This is a genomic window from Mucilaginibacter sp. PAMB04168 (assembly GCF_039634365.2).
GTDB lineage: Bacteria > Bacteroidota > Bacteroidia > Sphingobacteriales > Sphingobacteriaceae > Mucilaginibacter.
In genome coordinates, this window is sequence record NZ_CP155079.2 from 5,060,618 (window position 1) to 5,075,758 (window position 15,141).

At 44.1% G+C, this 15,141-nt stretch carries 17 protein-coding genes; 8 read left to right on the forward strand and 9 right to left on the reverse strand.

Going from position 1 to position 15,141, the window contains the following annotated elements; all coding sequences use genetic code 11:
• Positions 1-2 precede the first annotated feature (2 nt).
• Complete coding sequence (locus tag ABDD94_RS21245; protein ID WP_345953913.1) at positions 3-719, reverse strand: 3-ketoacyl-ACP reductase; 717 nt, start codon at positions 717-719, stop codon at positions 3-5.
• Positions 720-806: 87 nt separating this feature from the next.
• A complete protein-coding gene (locus ABDD94_RS21250; RefSeq protein ID WP_345953914.1) occupies positions 807-1,472 on the reverse strand; it encodes an HAD family phosphatase in 666 nt (221 codons plus the stop codon).
• Positions 1,473-1,579: 107 nt separating this feature from the next.
• On the opposite strand from ABDD94_RS21250, the gene ABDD94_RS21255 reads away from it, so the two are divergent.
• On the forward strand, positions 1,580-2,041 hold the full coding sequence (locus ABDD94_RS21255; RefSeq protein WP_345953915.1) for a phosphatidylglycerophosphatase A: 462 nt from the start codon (positions 1,580-1,582) through the stop codon (positions 2,039-2,041).
• A 2-nt stretch (positions 2,042-2,043) separates the two neighbouring features.
• Here ABDD94_RS21255 and ABDD94_RS21260 read toward each other — a convergent pair whose 3' ends face one another.
• On the reverse strand, positions 2,044-3,726 hold the full coding sequence (locus ABDD94_RS21260; protein WP_345953916.1) for a glycosyltransferase family 39 protein: 1,683 nt from the start codon (positions 3,724-3,726) through the stop codon (positions 2,044-2,046).
• Between the two features lie 148 nt (positions 3,727-3,874).
• Between ABDD94_RS21260 and ABDD94_RS21265 the strand changes: the two genes are divergently transcribed.
• Positions 3,875-4,114: a hypothetical protein gene (locus ABDD94_RS21265; protein WP_345950088.1), complete on the forward strand. Its 240-nt coding sequence runs from the start codon at positions 3,875-3,877 to the stop codon at positions 4,112-4,114.
• Between the two features lie 81 nt (positions 4,115-4,195).
• On the opposite strand, the gene serS is transcribed toward ABDD94_RS21265, so the two are convergent.
• Entirely contained in the window at positions 4,196-5,467 is a 1,272-nt protein-coding gene (gene serS, locus ABDD94_RS21270) for a serine--tRNA ligase (RefSeq protein WP_345953917.1), read from the reverse strand.
• 117 nt (positions 5,468-5,584) lie between these two features.
• Between serS and rsmI the strand changes: the two genes are divergently transcribed.
• The gene (gene rsmI / locus ABDD94_RS21275; protein ID WP_345953918.1) at positions 5,585-6,259 is read left to right on the forward strand and encodes a 16S rRNA (cytidine(1402)-2'-O)-methyltransferase; all 675 of its coding nucleotides are present in this window, start codon (positions 5,585-5,587) and stop codon (positions 6,257-6,259) included.
• A gap of 121 nt (positions 6,260-6,380) precedes the next feature.
• On the opposite strand, the gene ABDD94_RS21280 is transcribed toward rsmI, so the two are convergent.
• The 5 genes from ABDD94_RS21280 to ABDD94_RS21300 all read right to left on the reverse strand — a co-directional run bounded on the left by ABDD94_RS21280 (position 6,381) and on the right by ABDD94_RS21300 (position 10,365).
• Positions 6,381-6,914, reverse strand: a complete 534-nt coding sequence (locus ABDD94_RS21280) for a hypothetical protein (protein WP_345953919.1) — start codon at positions 6,912-6,914, stop codon at positions 6,381-6,383.
• 65 nt (positions 6,915-6,979) lie between these two features.
• The gene (gene dinB, locus ABDD94_RS21285; protein ID WP_345953920.1) at positions 6,980-8,080 is read right to left on the reverse strand and encodes a DNA polymerase IV; all 1,101 of its coding nucleotides are present in this window, start codon (positions 8,078-8,080) and stop codon (positions 6,980-6,982) included.
• A gap of 132 nt (positions 8,081-8,212) precedes the next feature.
• Positions 8,213-8,851, reverse strand: a complete 639-nt coding sequence (locus tag ABDD94_RS21290) for a hypothetical protein (RefSeq protein WP_345950083.1) — start codon at positions 8,849-8,851, stop codon at positions 8,213-8,215.
• A gap of 110 nt (positions 8,852-8,961) precedes the next feature.
• Complete coding sequence (locus tag ABDD94_RS21295; RefSeq protein ID WP_345950082.1) at positions 8,962-9,240, reverse strand: NifU family protein; 279 nt, start codon at positions 9,238-9,240, stop codon at positions 8,962-8,964.
• 36 nt (positions 9,241-9,276) lie between these two features.
• Positions 9,277-10,365 (reverse strand): Mrp/NBP35 family ATP-binding protein, encoded by a 1,089-nt coding sequence (locus tag ABDD94_RS21300; protein WP_345950081.1) that lies wholly within the window; start codon positions 10,363-10,365, stop codon positions 9,277-9,279.
• A gap of 117 nt (positions 10,366-10,482) precedes the next feature.
• On the opposite strand from ABDD94_RS21300, the gene ABDD94_RS21305 reads away from it, so the two are divergent.
• The 5 genes from ABDD94_RS21305 to rimP all read left to right on the forward strand — a co-directional run bounded on the left by ABDD94_RS21305 (position 10,483) and on the right by rimP (position 15,141).
• Positions 10,483-12,669 carry a transglycosylase domain-containing protein gene (locus ABDD94_RS21305; RefSeq protein WP_345953921.1) on the forward strand — a complete coding sequence of 729 codons (2,187 nt, stop codon included), beginning with the start codon at positions 10,483-10,485 and terminating at the stop codon, positions 12,667-12,669.
• Between the two features lie 110 nt (positions 12,670-12,779).
• Positions 12,780-13,409 (forward strand): NAD(P)H-dependent oxidoreductase, encoded by a 630-nt coding sequence (locus ABDD94_RS21310; protein WP_345950079.1) that lies wholly within the window; start codon positions 12,780-12,782, stop codon positions 13,407-13,409.
• Positions 13,410-13,526: 117 nt separating this feature from the next.
• On the forward strand, positions 13,527-14,027 hold the full coding sequence (locus ABDD94_RS21315; protein ID WP_345953922.1) for a DUF4142 domain-containing protein: 501 nt from the start codon (positions 13,527-13,529) through the stop codon (positions 14,025-14,027).
• Positions 14,028-14,169: 142 nt separating this feature from the next.
• The gene (locus ABDD94_RS21320; protein WP_345950077.1) at positions 14,170-14,541 is read left to right on the forward strand and encodes a response regulator; all 372 of its coding nucleotides are present in this window, start codon (positions 14,170-14,172) and stop codon (positions 14,539-14,541) included.
• A 135-nt stretch (positions 14,542-14,676) separates the two neighbouring features.
• Positions 14,677-15,141, forward strand: a complete 465-nt coding sequence (gene rimP / locus ABDD94_RS21325) for a ribosome assembly cofactor RimP (protein ID WP_345952083.1) — start codon at positions 14,677-14,679, stop codon at positions 15,139-15,141.

Below are 15,141 nucleotides of genomic sequence, written 5' to 3' on the forward strand. Positions count from 1 at the left end.
TATTATGGGTTGGTTGACCACAAGCCCGCTTCTTTTACAAATACCCGGCGGTTTAGCTTTAGGTTGTGCACTATAAACTCAGCAAAATCTTCGGGCTGCATAACCTTGCCGGGATTGCCATCCGTCAGTTTCAGATCTATAGCCAAACCTGTAGCCACGGTGCTTGGTGTGAGACTGCTTACCCGTATGTTATGCTTGCGAACCTCCTGCATGAGCGATTCGGACAAGCCAATTAAACCGGCTTTAGATGCAGTGTAAGCACTGGTAACCGCAGCGCCACGCTGCCCTGCTGTTGATGAGATATTGATGATATCGCCTGTTTTGCGCTCAATCATGGCAGGTAATACAGCACGGGTTACATAGTATACGCCTAGCAAATTCACTTGTATGGTTTGCTCAAACTTCGCCGGGTCTAATTCTAAAAAGCTACCAAAGTAAGCTACGCCCGCGTTATTCACTAAAATATCAATAAAACCTAAGTCCGCCTGTAATTGCTTAACCGCCATGTTTACGGCTTCCATATTAGCAACATCGGCGGTAGCTACCGCAACTTTTACGTTAAACTGCTGCAGCTCGGTCGCGAGTTGTTCCAGATCGCTTGCGGTACGGGCCAGCAGGCCTACGTTTACACCTTCTTTGGCTAAGGCTATAGCCAGCGCTTTGCCAATGCCTTTACCGGCACCGGTTATTAAAGCTGTTTTTCCTGATAATGATTCCATAATTATAATACATCAAAGCTATATTATAAGCGCCAGAGCAACCAATAGTTTACACAAGCTGACTAAAATATGGCAGTGATGCTGTAATTACTTTAACAAGTCGGCAAAAAAATTATCAGTAAAATCGGCACTAAAATGCAGGATGTGATCGAGGTGGGCAAATTCCTCACGCTGATGGGTGGTGGTTAATACCGCCGCAGGCATCCCTGCATTTAACGCCGCCTCTGCACCTTTAGGTACGTCTTCAAACACCAGGCAGTCAATTGGGTCTACCTGTAACAGGCGTGCGGCTTTCAAAAACGTTTCGGGATGAGGTTTGCTCAGCAGCACATCATCGGCACTTACAATGGCTTTAAAGTAATGACGGATGTTAAGATTATCCAGCACAAAATCGATATTAAAAGGTATAGCAGCTGATGCAATTGCCATCGGCACTTGTTGTTGATGCGCTTCTTCTAACAGATTGGCCAAACCGGGCAATAAGGCAAGTTGAGGCAGGTATTCCTGCTGGTAGCGTTGCTCTTTGGCAAATGACAGCGCTTTCTTCTCCTCCTCTGTAAACCGCTGCGCGCCAAATACCCGCTCCAGCACTTCATCATTTTTGCCGTACATCTGTACCTTAACTTCGTCCCAGCTAAAATTGCCTCCCAATTCTTCGTTAAATATGCGCTGCCAGGCCTTGGTATGGTAGTCCATATCGTTTATCATGGTACCATTCATATCAAATATTAATGCGCGCGGTCGTTTAGTCATGATTGCAAATAGGCTAAAATTAAACATTAAGGCAAATTTTTGTTACAAAAGCCGGTTAGTCATCCACGCATGTACTTTTTGCTACCTTTGCCGGCGCATTATTCGTCATGAATCTGAACAAAATCATAGCCTCAATTTTTGGTGTTGGATATATAAAAGGCGGGGGTACCGTAGCTGCGGTAATTACTTGTTTAGTTATATACCTGCTACGCCCAACTGATGTTTTTGAACATATTTGGGTATTACCTTTAGCTACTGTATTGGTTACCCTAACAGGCATCCATACCGGCAATCAGGTAGAGGCCGATTGGGGCAAAGACAGCTCCCGGGTTGTGATAGATGAAGTAGCCGGGCAAATGATAGCCTTGCTATTTGTCCCGTTAACCAATTTTAACCTTATAGTTGCACTAATACTTTTCCGCTTTTTCGATATTGTTAAACCCCTCGGCATACGCAAAATGGAAAAACTCCCAGCCGGCACCGGCGTAATGATGGATGATGTGCTCGCTGGCGTTTATGCCAACATTGTGCTGCAAATCATTCTTTTTATTATCAGCCGCTACGTTTAAGCTTATTTAATTTTGATCAGGTAATCGGTAGTGCAGGCTTGCTTTCGGGTAGCCGGATTCAGAAATTCCTTGGTTAAGCGGGTTATACCAAAATCGGTATCAGCATAAACAACTTCGTACTTTACACCTTCTTTCAGCAGGTTAGCCTTAGCTTCGGGCGTAGTGAATATCCACACTTCCTCGCCTTTAGCTCTCTTCTCTTTAATACCCGGAACGCCAATAAAACCCGTGAGGTTTTGTGCGTAGAAGTTGAACCCTGAACTGTGATGATAAAAGTTATAAATATGCTGTTTGGGAATATTATTGCGGTTAACTACCTGTGCCAAACCTATACCGCCCTGGTAATTTAACAATTGCTGGTATACATTACCGTTAATAAGCACATTGGTAAGTGATGCCATTAAAACCGAAAGTACCACCAGCCTGGTTAGCACCTCGCGCTCTTTAACCAGCACATAAACCATTGCAGCCAAAACAACAACCGATACCCCCATAACCGACCAAGAATGTACTGGGAAACACCAAAAGTTTAACAGCACCAGCAGCACAGCTACAATGGCAATTACTAAATACTGAATAATTAGGTAAATATTAAGGCTACGCTGATGATGCAATTCAAATTTAGTAATAAGCAACCCAGCAGTAATAAGTGCAAAAAACGGGAACAGGATATTTAAATAATGCGGCAGCTGATAACCCGATGAAGATATGATAACAAAGATGAAGATGATGGTACCTACTGTTAAGAATTCGTAATGCTTAATGGGCGTAAAACGGTTCTTTACAAAAAAGGCCGCCCAGTCGAAAAACGCCACATAGGTAAGCAGGCAAAACGGCAGGAAAGCCCATAGCAGGGTATGAAAAAAGAAAAAATAATCTTTGTGCCCTTTACCCCAATGCTTGCCATCCAGTCGTTCAAAATTTTGCTGCCAAAGGATGAACTTTACGCCCGATACGTTGCGCATATTACGCACCACCTTTTCGGGATGCAGATCATATTGCAGGTAATAACAGTACACGCAGGGGGCAATAAAAATAGCCCAGCAAACCAACACCACCAGCCAGCGCCAGTGAAAAATAGCTGTCCAGTTGCGCTGATATACCAGTAGAAAGAACAGTGCAGCGCAAGGCATTACAAATCCAATCATACCCTTGGTGGTAAAAGCCATAGCCAACCCTAAAGCTGCCAGCACATAGTTGTACCAGCGCGCATTATAAACCGATTCTACTAATTGCCAGGTAGCAAATATGATACTGGCCGTAAGCAGTGCATCCATACGTACATCGTTATTAGCCAGAAACTGGGCCTGAGCACTGGCATAAATTACAGCAGCCAGCAGGCCGGCGGGTTGATTATACAAGCGCCTACCCAGCTTGTAGGTAGAAAACAAGCCTAAAATGGTTGCTAACAACGCTGGTATTTTATAAGCAATAGTATTTACGCCAAACAGATTGAACGACAGGGCAGACAGCCAGAAATGCAGGTGGGGTTTGTCCAGGTAATCTTTGCCATTATCATCAACCAGGTTCACATAATCATGGTTTTGCACCATGTGCAGGGCAATGTTAGCGTGGTGCGAGGCATCCTCGTTCATTAAGGGCACAAAAAGACCAAAAACATAGGCCACCGCTAACGAAAAAAACAGCCAGAACCAGGTTTTATTATTAATAGGATTTTGCGTCATGAATATGTGCGGATCAAAAGCTTAGGCCATTAAGCACAAGCGTTAACACAGCAAAATTACTTATTTAAGAATATACTTAACCTGTTTAGCAAAACATTAACAGAAACGCACCTGTTTACCAGCTACAACAACATATATAACCATGATTATGAAAAACATAAAGAGCTTAGCTGCTATAGCATTAATAGCCGCTTCATTAACCGCATGCGGGGGTAACGGCGGCGAAAATAAAAACGTAGGTGGCTCTACCGATACTGCCAATGCAGTAGAGGGTTCAAATGCAGGCAATGAAACAACCGGCTCAAGCATGACCACCGATTCAACCGGTAAAGATTCAACCAGTATGAGTGAAGGCAATGCCAAGCCCGATGGCCGTCCGCAACAGTAATTAAACAAAAAGCGTCATTACCTAGCAGTAATGACGCTTTTATCAAAATACGAAATTCAACACCGGGATTTCGAAATCAATTTAATCTATCCACTCAAAACGGGTATAAGGCACCAGTACCTCCGGTATTTTAATACCGTTATCAGTTTGGTTATTCTCCAACAGGGTGGCTACAATACGCGGCAGTGCCAGTGCGCTACCATTTAAGGTATGCGCCAGTTGAGTTTTACCCTCGGCATTGCGGAAACGCAGTTTTAAGCGGTTACTTTGGTACGTTTCGAAGTTAGAAACTGATGATACCTCCAGCCAGCGCTGCTGTGCGGCGCTCCAGGTCTCCATATCATACGTAAGGGCCGACGTAAAGCCCATATCGCCGCCACATAAACGCAGTACGCGGTAAGGCAAGCCCAGCTTTTGCAGCAAGCCTTGTATGTGTGTGCTCATTTGCTCCAATATATTATATGATTGATCGGGGTGTACTACCTGCACAATTTCTACCTTATCAAACTGGTGTAAGCGGTTCAACCCACGTACGTGTGAGCCATATGAACCTGCCTCACGACGGAAACATGGTGTATAACCACAATTTTTGATGGGTAGTTCGTCACCCTTCAATATTACATCGCGGTACAGGTTGGTAATAGGCACTTCAGCAGTAGGTATCAGGTACAAGTTATCCTGACCAACAAAATACATCTGTCCTTCTTTATCCGGCAGTTGCCCGGTGCCAAAACCCGATGCTTCGTTTACCATCAGCGGCAGCATCACTTCGTTGTAACCGGCTTTTTCGGCCTCATCCAAAAAGAAACTAATTAAAGCACGCTGCAATTTAGCTCCCTTGCCCTTATAAACCGGAAACCCGGCGCCGGTAATTTTAACGCCCAGTTCAAAATCTATAAGGTTATATTTGGTGGCCAGTTCCCAATGTGGCAGGGCATTTTCGGGTAAGTTAGGTCTCTCGCCATTCTCCAATACTACCTCATTGTCATCAGCGCTTACGCCTTTCGGCACACTAGAATGAGGCAGATTGGGCAGTATTACCAGTTTTTGCTGTAACTCTTGCTCAATGGCACTCAGCTGCTCGTTGAGCTGCTTAATATCCTCTTTCCAGTTTCCTGTTTGCGATTTAAGCAGGTCTGCTTCGGCTTTCTGTCCGTTACGCATGAGCTCACCAATACGCTTGGCGGCCGTGTTGGCCTCGGCCGATGTAGTATCTAAACGGTTTTGCGTATGACGGCGGTTATCGTCTAAGCGTATAATTTCATCAACCAGTTCGGGCTGTTTAAAATTTTTAACAGCTAAACGTTCTAAAACCTGTTCCTTGTTATCGCGGATATAACTAACTTGCAGCATTATTTCAGATAATTTTCGCAGCAAAGATAGGATGAGTTGCGGGTTGTGAGTGGTGAGTGGTGATTTTTTTTCACTTGCGCTCAACCAATCAGCCTGTAACCACCACCCGTAAGCAACATGACCGGTAAACTTTACTTAGTGCCTACACCCATCGGTAACCTAGAGGATATGACCTACCGGGCCATCAGGGTGCTAAAAGAGGCCGACCTGATACTGGCAGAGGACACCCGTACCTCAGCCCCCCTGCTCAAACATTTTGGCATCGAGAAAAAGGTATTTGCGCATCATCAGCACAATGAGCATCAATCATCAACCGAAATTGTAAAGTTCTTGCTGGAAGGAAAGAATATAGCGCTTATATCAGACGCCGGCACGCCGGCTATCTCCGATCCGGGTTTTTTCCTGGTGCGTGAGGCCCTACGGCATGATTTGCCCGTGGAATGCCTGCCGGGCGCCACTGCTTTTGTACCTGCCCTGGTTAACTCGGGCTTCCCGACGGATAAGTTTTGCTTTGAAGGTTTTTTACCGCTGAAAAAAGGCCGCCAAACACGGTATAAATTTTTAGCCGGAGAGGAGCGCACCATTATTTTATATGAGTCGCCCCATCGCCTGTTAAAAACGCTGGATGAAATGATTACTTACTGGGGAGCCGACAGGCAGATCTCCGTATCGCGCGAGCTCACCAAAATGTTCGAAGAAACCGTACGTGGAACAGTAGCCGAGGTAAAAACGTATTACGAAACGCACCCTGTTAAGGGCGAATTTGTGATCTGCGTGGCGGGGAAGGAATAGTTCATCCAAACTCTCTAGAAATAAGACTTGAGATCCGTTTATTAAAGAACCGCAACGCCATCCCCGAACGTAGCACCAAGAATACGACTGTAAAAATGGTGGTGTAATGTACTAAGCGATGCTAGGGAATATCAAACCGGTTCCGTTCACCGTCTTTATGCTTGAAATTAAATTTGTAGGCTACCCGTATTCCGGCTGCTGGAGGCAAGCGCGTGTAAGCCGGCAAAAAGTCAGTCCTTAGCGAAAACTCTATGCTGCTAAAGCCATCAAGCGTCCAATCATACCCTGCACCCAAAGCACCGCCGGCACCTGCTACACCGTTATCATTCCCCCCTGCATAAACGGATGGGCCTGCGTAAATAAACACCGTTTTACTAACATAGTATTTAGCGGCCATATTTAGAAAGGCTACATCCATATCGGCTTCCTGCTTACCTTTAAAATTTTCCAAGCCAAGTACCGGCATAAAAGCCCATTGTTTTTTGGAGAATAACTGCAGCTGTAGTACCCTGTCGCGGCCAATGCTATAGCCTGTTTTGAAGGGGAAATTTAAACCGGCGCCAACCCCAATTGAATTACGTGCCTGGCCATAAGCCACTTTGAAAGCGATAATAAACAGTACAATAGAAAGAAGAATAGGCCTGGCAAATCTCATGTAATAGATAAAGCAAACGCATAAGCGTGCTTTTATTAAGGTTGATGTTTTCTGTTGTGCAAACGCTAAAACAGCTTCAATTGTTCAGGCACATCGTCCCTTTTTACTTTAGGGGCCAGCTCCCCAAAGTTGGATACCGAAATACCCAGCAAACGAATACGCACGTCATCAGGCTGTGTAGCCAGCAGCAGTTGCTTTGCTGTAGTGCTAAGTGTTTGCACATCACCAATGGGTTGGGTAAAAGATTGATTACGGGTGATCTGCTTAAAGTCGCTGTATTTAATTTTGAGTGTTATGGTGCGGCCTTTAAGATTATAGCGTTCGAGGCGGTCGGCTACAGTTTGTGCTATTTTATCCAGCTCGGTATGCATTTCTTCGGTCTCGGTCAGGTCGTAGGCAAAGGTATCTTCGGCACCCATGCTTTTCGTTTCGCGGTGCGGTTGTACGGGCCGGTCATCAAGGCCACGTACAATTTGATGATAAAAGCGGCCTGTTTTACCAAAGTGCTTAACTAAATCGTCTTGAGTAAGCTGCTTTAAATCAGCACCGGTATGCAGCCCCATCTTTTTCATTTTCTCTGCAGTTACTTTACCTACACCAAAAAACTTTTCGACCGGTAACTGCTCCATAAAATTTTCAATGGCCGACGGACCAATAAACTTCAACCCATCTGGCTTGTTGATATCAGAAGCAATCTTAGCCACAAACTTATTAACCGATACCCCAGCCGATGCCGTAAGCTGCAACTCATTCTTAATGGCTTTTTTAATTTGCATGGCAATTTCTATAGCCGACCCTATACCCAATTTATCTTCGGTTACATCCAGGTAAGCCTCATCTAACGAAAGCGGCTCAATTAGATCAGTATACCGGCTAAATATTTCGCGTATGTGCTTGGAGACTTCTTTGTACACCGCAAACCGCGGGCGCACAAACAAAGCGTGCGGACACAATTGCAATGCTTTTTTAGAGGGCATTGCCGAGCGAATGCCAAACTTGCGCGCTTCATAACTGGCCGTTGCCACCACACCTCCCCGGCCCTCCGGCAATCCGCCTACCACCAGTGGCTTACCTCTGTATTCGGGATTATCGCGCTGCTCCACCGATGCATAAAAAGCATCCATATCAATATGGATTATTTTACGGTAGGCATTGGGTAAGAGCATATACAAATATAACAACTGCGAGCGAGTTGCTTGAAGGCTGTGTAAGGCTTAATTTTTTTAAATTTAGCAATAGCCAACAATCACACTTCCATGAGCTACAAGTAAGCATACGGGTTATACGCTCAAAGGATATTAATTAGCCCGGCTCTTATCGCCGTCAGTAATTTGTTTGATGAGGGTACCCCACGCAATAGGGTTAAGCAGTGGGTTAGGTATAAGGGAGTGTGAGTTAAGTATCCTATTGTGCATATCCTGCCCAACGGCCGATTGTATTTCGTTGGCATCGCGAGGCAAGGTGCTGTTGGCCGCTGCAAGTGAGCTCCGGCTCAGATTTTTGCGGGCATTTTCAAGATCATCATCGGCCAGTTTCATGGTGAGGAAATCTTTTTTAAACTCATCAGTAGTAGCCCAGGGGAACATATGGAAAGCCGGCAGGTTAATAACCTGCGGCTTCATAAATATTTGAATCGTGTGGCTTTTATTAGCCAGGTTAGCAGGTATAACTACTTCCTGCGGCGCAAAGCCTACCGATGTAAACCGCAAGGTATCGCGCTCATGCACTACAAAAGAGAAGTAACCTTTGTAATTGGCAATAAAAACAGAATTTTTGTTAGACAGGTTAGTGATGGTTACATAAGGTACTATTACCCTGTCGCTGTCGGCATTAAAAGTAATACCGGTAAATTGCACCAGGGGCTTATCTGCCTTTTGGGCAAAAGCAGTCACTGCAGCAAACAGGCATACAATTAAAATCAGCAAACACTTCTTCATGGAACACTTAAGCCGTATAATATTATTTACGCCGGGTTTATTCAAATAGTTTCAGCAAGCAAAAATAATGTTTAAAATAAAATCCGGCTAAGCTTTAACATTACTTAACATTAACGCATATTGGCTGGCAAAACCGCATTAGGATCGTCCATATCGGTTAAGTTTAAAGCCTCAACCGCAGTTACCTCGGGCACTGCCTTCATAATAGCCTGCTCAATTCCTGCTTTTAGAGTCATGATGCTCATAGGGCATGAACCGCACGAACCCAGCAACTTTAATTTAACAACATTATCAGGAGTAATCTCTTCTACCGAAACATTCCCCCCGTCAGCTTCCAAATATGGTCTTATGGTATCGAGAGCTGCTTCTACCTGATCAAATAAACTCATGTTTATACTTTTTTGTAATGTAAAGATATTAATTTTTTAACGATTTATGACGTCGGCATAGTCTGTTGCCTTTGCGTTATAAATCGATACTTGCTGTGCTACGCGCTCGGCTATATGGCCAAAGGCCTGGTGCATTAAGCCTGCACCCTCCAGCACGGCCGGTTTTCCTGCATCTCCCGATTCGCTAATGCTTTGCACCAGTGGAATTTCTCCCAAAAACGGCGCATTTACTAACTGAGCCAGCTTTAAACCGCCACCCTGACCAAAAATATAATATTTATTATCGGGCAGTTCGGCAGGTGTAAAGTACGACATGTTCTCGATCACACCCAGTATAGGCACATTGATAGATTCCATCATGAACATCCCCACACCTTTCTTGGCATCGGCCAGCGCTACGTTTTGCGGCGTGGTTACAATAACAGCGCCCGTTATGGGGAAGCTTTGTGTTACAGTGATATGAATATCGCCGGTGCCTGGAGGCAGGTCAACTACTAAATAATCCAGCTCACCCCAGTCGGCATCGTTAAATAATTGTTTTACCGCCGTTGATACCATTGGCCCGCGCCATGGCACAGGTTGATTAGGATCGGTAAAAAAGCCTATTGAAAGCAATTTAATACCATATTTTTCAATCGGCTCAATGCGGGTTTTACCATTCTCCTGGCTCGCTTTAGGCCGGGCTCCTTCTAAACCAAACATAATAGGCACCGAAGGACCATATATATCCGCGTCAATTAAGCCCACCTTGGCCCCACTGGCTGCTAAACTTAAAGCCAGGTTAGCCGCCACGGTTGATTTACCTACACCGCCTTTGCCCGATGCTACGGCAATAATATTTTTAACGCCCGGTACGCCGGTGTTTTTTTGCGTGGTAACGCGCGAGGTCATATTAATGCTCACTTCAATATCCGGGCTGATGAAATGACTGATCGCATTGCGGCAGGCATTCTCAATGAGCCCCTTTAACGGACAGGCCGGCGTAGTTAATATCACCGAAAAGCTAAGCTTGTTACCTTCAATATGTATATCCTGAATCATGTTCAGCGTAACCAGGTCTTTTTTCAGATCGGGCTCCTCAACATTACTTAAGGCTTGCAGTACTTGTTCTTTGTTTAGTTGCATGTTTTTATATTGACACAAAAATACTAAAACAGGGGCGTATTGCTTTTGTTAGAGAAATAATTGCGGTTCGAAATCGTTTTATAGCCGATAAGATTTAGTTTTGGATAAAATTTACTGATGCATCGCCTTAACCCTAAATATCTTCGTATAGCCGGCATTGTGCTCGGCATAATTGTACTGTTAATCCTGATCGGCGGGTATATAGCATATTCAAAGCGCGAAACATTGCTGCAAAATGCTATCAGCAAAGCTAAAGCAAAAGCCAAACGCGAGTATAATTTAGATGTAAAAATAGGCAAAGCCAAGTTCACCGGCCTCAGCAGTGTGGCTTTTGATCACATCAGTATAGTGCCCTACCAGCGTGATAGCCTGCTGCGCATCGACAATTTTGAACTAAGCGTAAAGCTTTGGCCGCTAATTTTCGGCAACATTAAACTGTCAGACGTAAAATTGGTGGATGGCTATTTAAATTTCATCAGTAAAAACGGCGTACGTAATTATGATTTCCTGTTCCGTAAAAAAAGAGATTCTACTTCAACCAAGACCAAGTCGGGTTTAAATGAGTTTGCTGATAACCTCATTAACCAGGTGCTTTATAAAATTCCGGACAATCTTAATCTGCAAAATTTTAGAATAACGTTTGCTGATGATAGCAACCAGGTGAAGTTATTAGCTAAAACCGCTCGTATTGATGATGGAGACCTGACCTCCACCATTGATGTGAACGATCACGAATCCACCTGGCATTTTACAGGCAAGCTGCATCCATCAGATAAAGAGATTGACGTAAAACTATATGCCGATGGCAAAAAGGTGGAACTGCCGCTTATAGAAAAGAAGTTTAAGTTGAAATTTAACTTTGATACGCTCACTACACGCCTTAATAAGGTTGAGCACGGCAACGATGAAACTCAGGTTTACACTTATTGCTCGGTTAAAAACCTGTTGGTTAATCATCCGGCACTGTCAGCTACAAATGTAGTTGTGCCCGATGGATCAATTGATGCCAATGTATTTGTAGGTGATAAGTATATATCGCTCGATAGCTCATCGGTTATTCACCTTAAAAAGCTCAACATCCATCCATATATTAAATATAAAATGCGGCCGGTTAAATTGTATACCGTTAAAGTACATACTGACTGGCAGGATGCGCAGAACTTTTTCGACTCCTTTCCACGCGGGTTATTTGACTCTGTTGAAGGTATACAGGTAGCCGGAAAGCTGCGTTATAACATGCACTTCTTTTTGGATACTTCTAATCCTGATGAAGTACAGTTTGAATCGGGCCTGGCCAAGCAGGATTTCCGGATATTGCGTTTTGGAAAAACAGACCTGAGCCGCCTCAACCGCGAGTTTGTTTACACACCTTACGAAAAAGGCAAACCTATGCCACCACGTACCGTAGGCCCGTCAAACCCTGATTTTACACCGTTGTACGAAATAGCGCCCGACCTGCGTAATGCGGTTATGACGGCCGAAGATCCATCGTTTTATACCAACCATGGCTTTGTGCAGGAATCACTGCGTAAATCAATAGCCGAAGATTTTAAAGAAAAGCGTTTCAAACGGGGCGGCAGTACTATCTCTATGCAGCTGGTTAAAAACGCTTTTTTAAGCAGGCAAAAGACCCTTACCCGTAAGTTTGAGGAAATACTGATTGTGTGGCTTTTGTATAACGGCCAGGTGATGACCAAGGACCGCATGCTGGAAGTTTATTTTAACATTATAGAGTGGGGTAAAAATGTTTACGGCATTGGCGAAGCAGCCCGGTTCTACTTTAACAAAACACCTGCCCAGCTTACTTTAGGCGAAAGTATTTACCTGGCCAGCATTGTACCCAATCCAAAGGCAGGTTTGTACGCCTTTGAACCCGATGGCTCGTTGCGTTACCGCTTGCATGGCTATTTCAGGTTAATTGGTAACCTGATGGCTAAACGCGGCTGGACCCAGCGCGACAGCAGCGCTTACGGGTTTTACAATGTACGTTTAAGAGAATCGCTAAGGCAGCGTATTGCTCCTATTGACACCGCAGTGGCTGATAGCCTGATGCAGCAGGATCCTGACGATACAGACGCACCAAACATTTTACTACCAGGCGTTACAGAGCCGCAGGCTGAACCTGAGAAAAAGCAGGGTTTCCTGTCACGTCTGTTTGGCAAAAAAGATAGCGCTGACCGCCGCAAAGAGGCTATTGCCGACTCCCTTGACGCCGTAAAGAAGCGGGAAAAGGACGCGCAAAAAGAACAAAAGCGCCTGGAAAAGGAACGCCGTAAACAATTACGTGAACGTGGCTTGCTTTAATTAATCGCCCTCATCTTTGTCCCAAAAAACTAGGCGTCAATAAGTATGACAATATGATTGCAAAAATACATGTTTAAACATGTATTTTTGCTTTACTAAAACAAACAGTCATGTCATTACTAAACGCCTTAGAGTGGCGCTATGCTACTAAGAAATTTGATCATACTAAAAAAATCAGTGCCGATAAGCTGCAAACGTTATTAAAGACAACACAACTCGCACCTTCTTCATTTGGCCTGCAACATTATAAAATTATTGTAGTGGAGGATGCTGCAATACGCGAGCAACTCAAGGAAGCCGCTTACGGCCAAACGCAATTAACCGATGCATCGCAAGTGATAATATTTGCTGCCGAAACAGAAATTAATGAGGCTTACGTTAAAACCTACGTAGACGAAGTTGCACGCGTACGCCAGGTAGACCGTGCAAACCTGGCAGATTTTGAGAACGCCATGCTGGGTTCAATCGCACGCATGGGCGAAGACCAAAAAATTGCTTGGGCACACAAACAAGCTTATATTGCTTTAGGCGTATTAATCAGCGCTGCCTCTGAACTCGGCATTGATACCTCCCCTATGGAAGGCTTCAACGCCGGCAAATTCGACGAAATTTTAGGCTTAAAAGAGAAGGGCTTGACCACTTCTGTACTTGTAAATGTGGGCTACCGTTCGGACGAAGATCCATACAGCCAGTTTGCTAAAGTCCGTAAGCCCGATGCAGAGCTTTTCATCAAAATATAATTACAAAAATTTAATAGGGGTATATTAGGTTGTAAGGGTTGTCTTTTTATAAGGCAGCCCTTTTTTTGTAAAACCGGCCTCTTTCAAAACTGTTGTCGGTGTAAATAATCTATTATTATGAAAAAGCACGCTCTTTTAATGATATTTGGTGCATTGTTTGCCCAGCTATCTTTTGCCCAAACTACAGATACGGTAACTGTAAACTTTGTAAAAAACGCCGCCATGGGCAACACAATGGAAGTTAAAGCCGGCCAACTGGCTGCTAAAAAAGGTAAATCTGCCAGCGTTAAAGCCTACGGCTTGCGTATGATTAAAGACCACACACTGGCTAATGCAGAATTGAAAAAAATTGCCCTTAAAAAAGGCTATTCGACTGCAGTGCCCGCTATGCCTGCCGATCCTATGTTAGCCAACACTACAGGCACTGAGTTTGACAAGAACTACATAACTATGATGGTAGCCGACCATAAGAAAACAATAGCCTTGTTTGAGAGAGCATCAACCAACGCAAAGGACGCGGACGTAAAAGCGTTTGCGGTAAAAACGCTGCCTAAACTAAAGCAGCATTTGGCTTCTGTACAATCCATAGCAGCCAATATGAATTTATCTGTACAGTAATTTACAGTACACTTTATAACAAAAGGAAACCAGCGCTAGTCTCCTTTTGTTGTTTATTTAACCACCAATAGCCACTTGTTTCATATTGATTAATATCCGATACTTGGCATACGAATTGTTCAGTTCCTGTTGAATAAAAGCCATGTACAAAAAGATATTAGCCGTAGACGACGATAAGGAAACGTTGGAGATGCTGAGGGATTTACTGTTAAGATACGATTATAAAGTAGAAACCCTTTCCAAGGCCGAGAATATATTTCAGGCAGTAGCGCGTTTTAAACCCGATTTGATTTTGCTGGATATTATGCTTGCCGGATTAGATGGAACCATAATTTGCTCAGCACTGAAATCAGCCCCCGAAACGAGGCATATACCTATTATTTTTATATCAGGAAATTACCAGGCTGCATCGCGTTTGTTAGAGAGCACGGAAGGCGCTCCTGATGATTTTGTGCTAAAGCCGTTTGATGTGCAGGCGCTCATTAATAAAATTCAGTTTCAGCTAGCTGCCTGAGGTATACACAGCAGTTTGTAAGCTTACAAATGCAACAAACCACTTGAAATTCAAATAAAAGTATTTATATTTGTGGAAAGAAAAGAGGGGACCTGTGTCCCCTCTTTTTATTTATCAATCAAATTTTGGTAAATGATGAATATTGAAAAGCGGGTAACAGAACTGGTTGAAGAAAAGCTGGCCGAAAAGCCAGGCGTGTTTTTGGTAAGTGTAAAAATGCACAGCAACGGTAAGTTAATTATCCTGATTGATGGCGATACCGGACTTGGCGTAGGCGATTGTGCCGATGTGAGCCGCCACGTAGGCTATCATCTGGAAGAGGAAAATGTAATAGCCGATGCTTATAACCTGGAGGTATCATCGCCGGGTATTGATACGCCTCTTACCCTGCCGCGGCAGTATGTAAAAAACGTTGGCCGCCAGGTAGCTATCAAAACTGCAGATGGCGGCAAACGCGAAGGCAAGTTGCTGGCTTTAACGGCCGACAATGTAATTATTGAAGAAAAAGTAAAAGAACAAGGCAAAAAAGCCGTACTGGTAGAAAGTGCCATTCCGGTTGATAGTATAACAGAAACTAAAGTTTTAATATCGTTTAAATAA

Excerpts from the sequence above, each read along its gene's own strand:
- ABDD94_RS21295 (WP_345950082.1), bottom strand. The coding sequence starts at position 9,240 with ATGAGTTTATTTGATCAGGTAGAAGCAGCTCTCGATACCATAAGACCA.
- ABDD94_RS21290 (WP_345950083.1), bottom strand. The coding sequence starts at position 8,851 with ATGAAGAAGTGTTTGCTGATTTTAATTGTATGCCTGTTTGCTGCAGTG.
- ABDD94_RS21250 (WP_345953914.1), bottom strand. The coding sequence starts at position 1,472 with ATGACTAAACGACCGCGCGCATTAATATTTGATATGAATGGTACCATG.
- ABDD94_RS21245 (WP_345953913.1), bottom strand. The coding sequence starts at position 719 with ATGGAATCATTATCAGGAAAAACAGCTTTAATAACCGGTGCCGGTAAA.
- rimP (WP_345952083.1), top strand. The coding sequence starts at position 14,677 with ATGAATATTGAAAAGCGGGTAACAGAACTGGTTGAAGAAAAGCTGGCC.
- ABDD94_RS21300 (WP_345950081.1), bottom strand. The coding sequence starts at position 10,365 with ATGCAACTAAACAAAGAACAAGTACTGCAAGCCTTAAGTAATGTTGAG.
- ABDD94_RS21320 (WP_345950077.1), top strand. The coding sequence starts at position 14,170 with ATGTACAAAAAGATATTAGCCGTAGACGACGATAAGGAAACGTTGGAG.
- ABDD94_RS21260 (WP_345953916.1), bottom strand. The coding sequence starts at position 3,726 with ATGACGCAAAATCCTATTAATAATAAAACCTGGTTCTGGCTGTTTTTT.
- dinB (WP_345953920.1), bottom strand. The coding sequence starts at position 8,080 with ATGCTCTTACCCAATGCCTACCGTAAAATAATCCATATTGATATGGAT.
- rsmI (WP_345953918.1), top strand. The coding sequence starts at position 5,585 with ATGACCGGTAAACTTTACTTAGTGCCTACACCCATCGGTAACCTAGAG.
- ABDD94_RS21265 (WP_345950088.1), top strand. The coding sequence starts at position 3,875 with ATGAAAAACATAAAGAGCTTAGCTGCTATAGCATTAATAGCCGCTTCA.
- ABDD94_RS21280 (WP_345953919.1), bottom strand. The coding sequence starts at position 6,914 with ATGAGATTTGCCAGGCCTATTCTTCTTTCTATTGTACTGTTTATTATC.
- ABDD94_RS21310 (WP_345950079.1), top strand. The coding sequence starts at position 12,780 with ATGTCATTACTAAACGCCTTAGAGTGGCGCTATGCTACTAAGAAATTT.
- ABDD94_RS21305 (WP_345953921.1), top strand. The coding sequence starts at position 10,483 with ATGCATCGCCTTAACCCTAAATATCTTCGTATAGCCGGCATTGTGCTC.
- serS (WP_345953917.1), bottom strand. The coding sequence starts at position 5,467 with ATGCTGCAAGTTAGTTATATCCGCGATAACAAGGAACAGGTTTTAGAA.
- ABDD94_RS21255 (WP_345953915.1), top strand. The coding sequence starts at position 1,580 with ATGAATCTGAACAAAATCATAGCCTCAATTTTTGGTGTTGGATATATA.
- ABDD94_RS21315 (WP_345953922.1), top strand. The coding sequence starts at position 13,527 with ATGAAAAAGCACGCTCTTTTAATGATATTTGGTGCATTGTTTGCCCAG.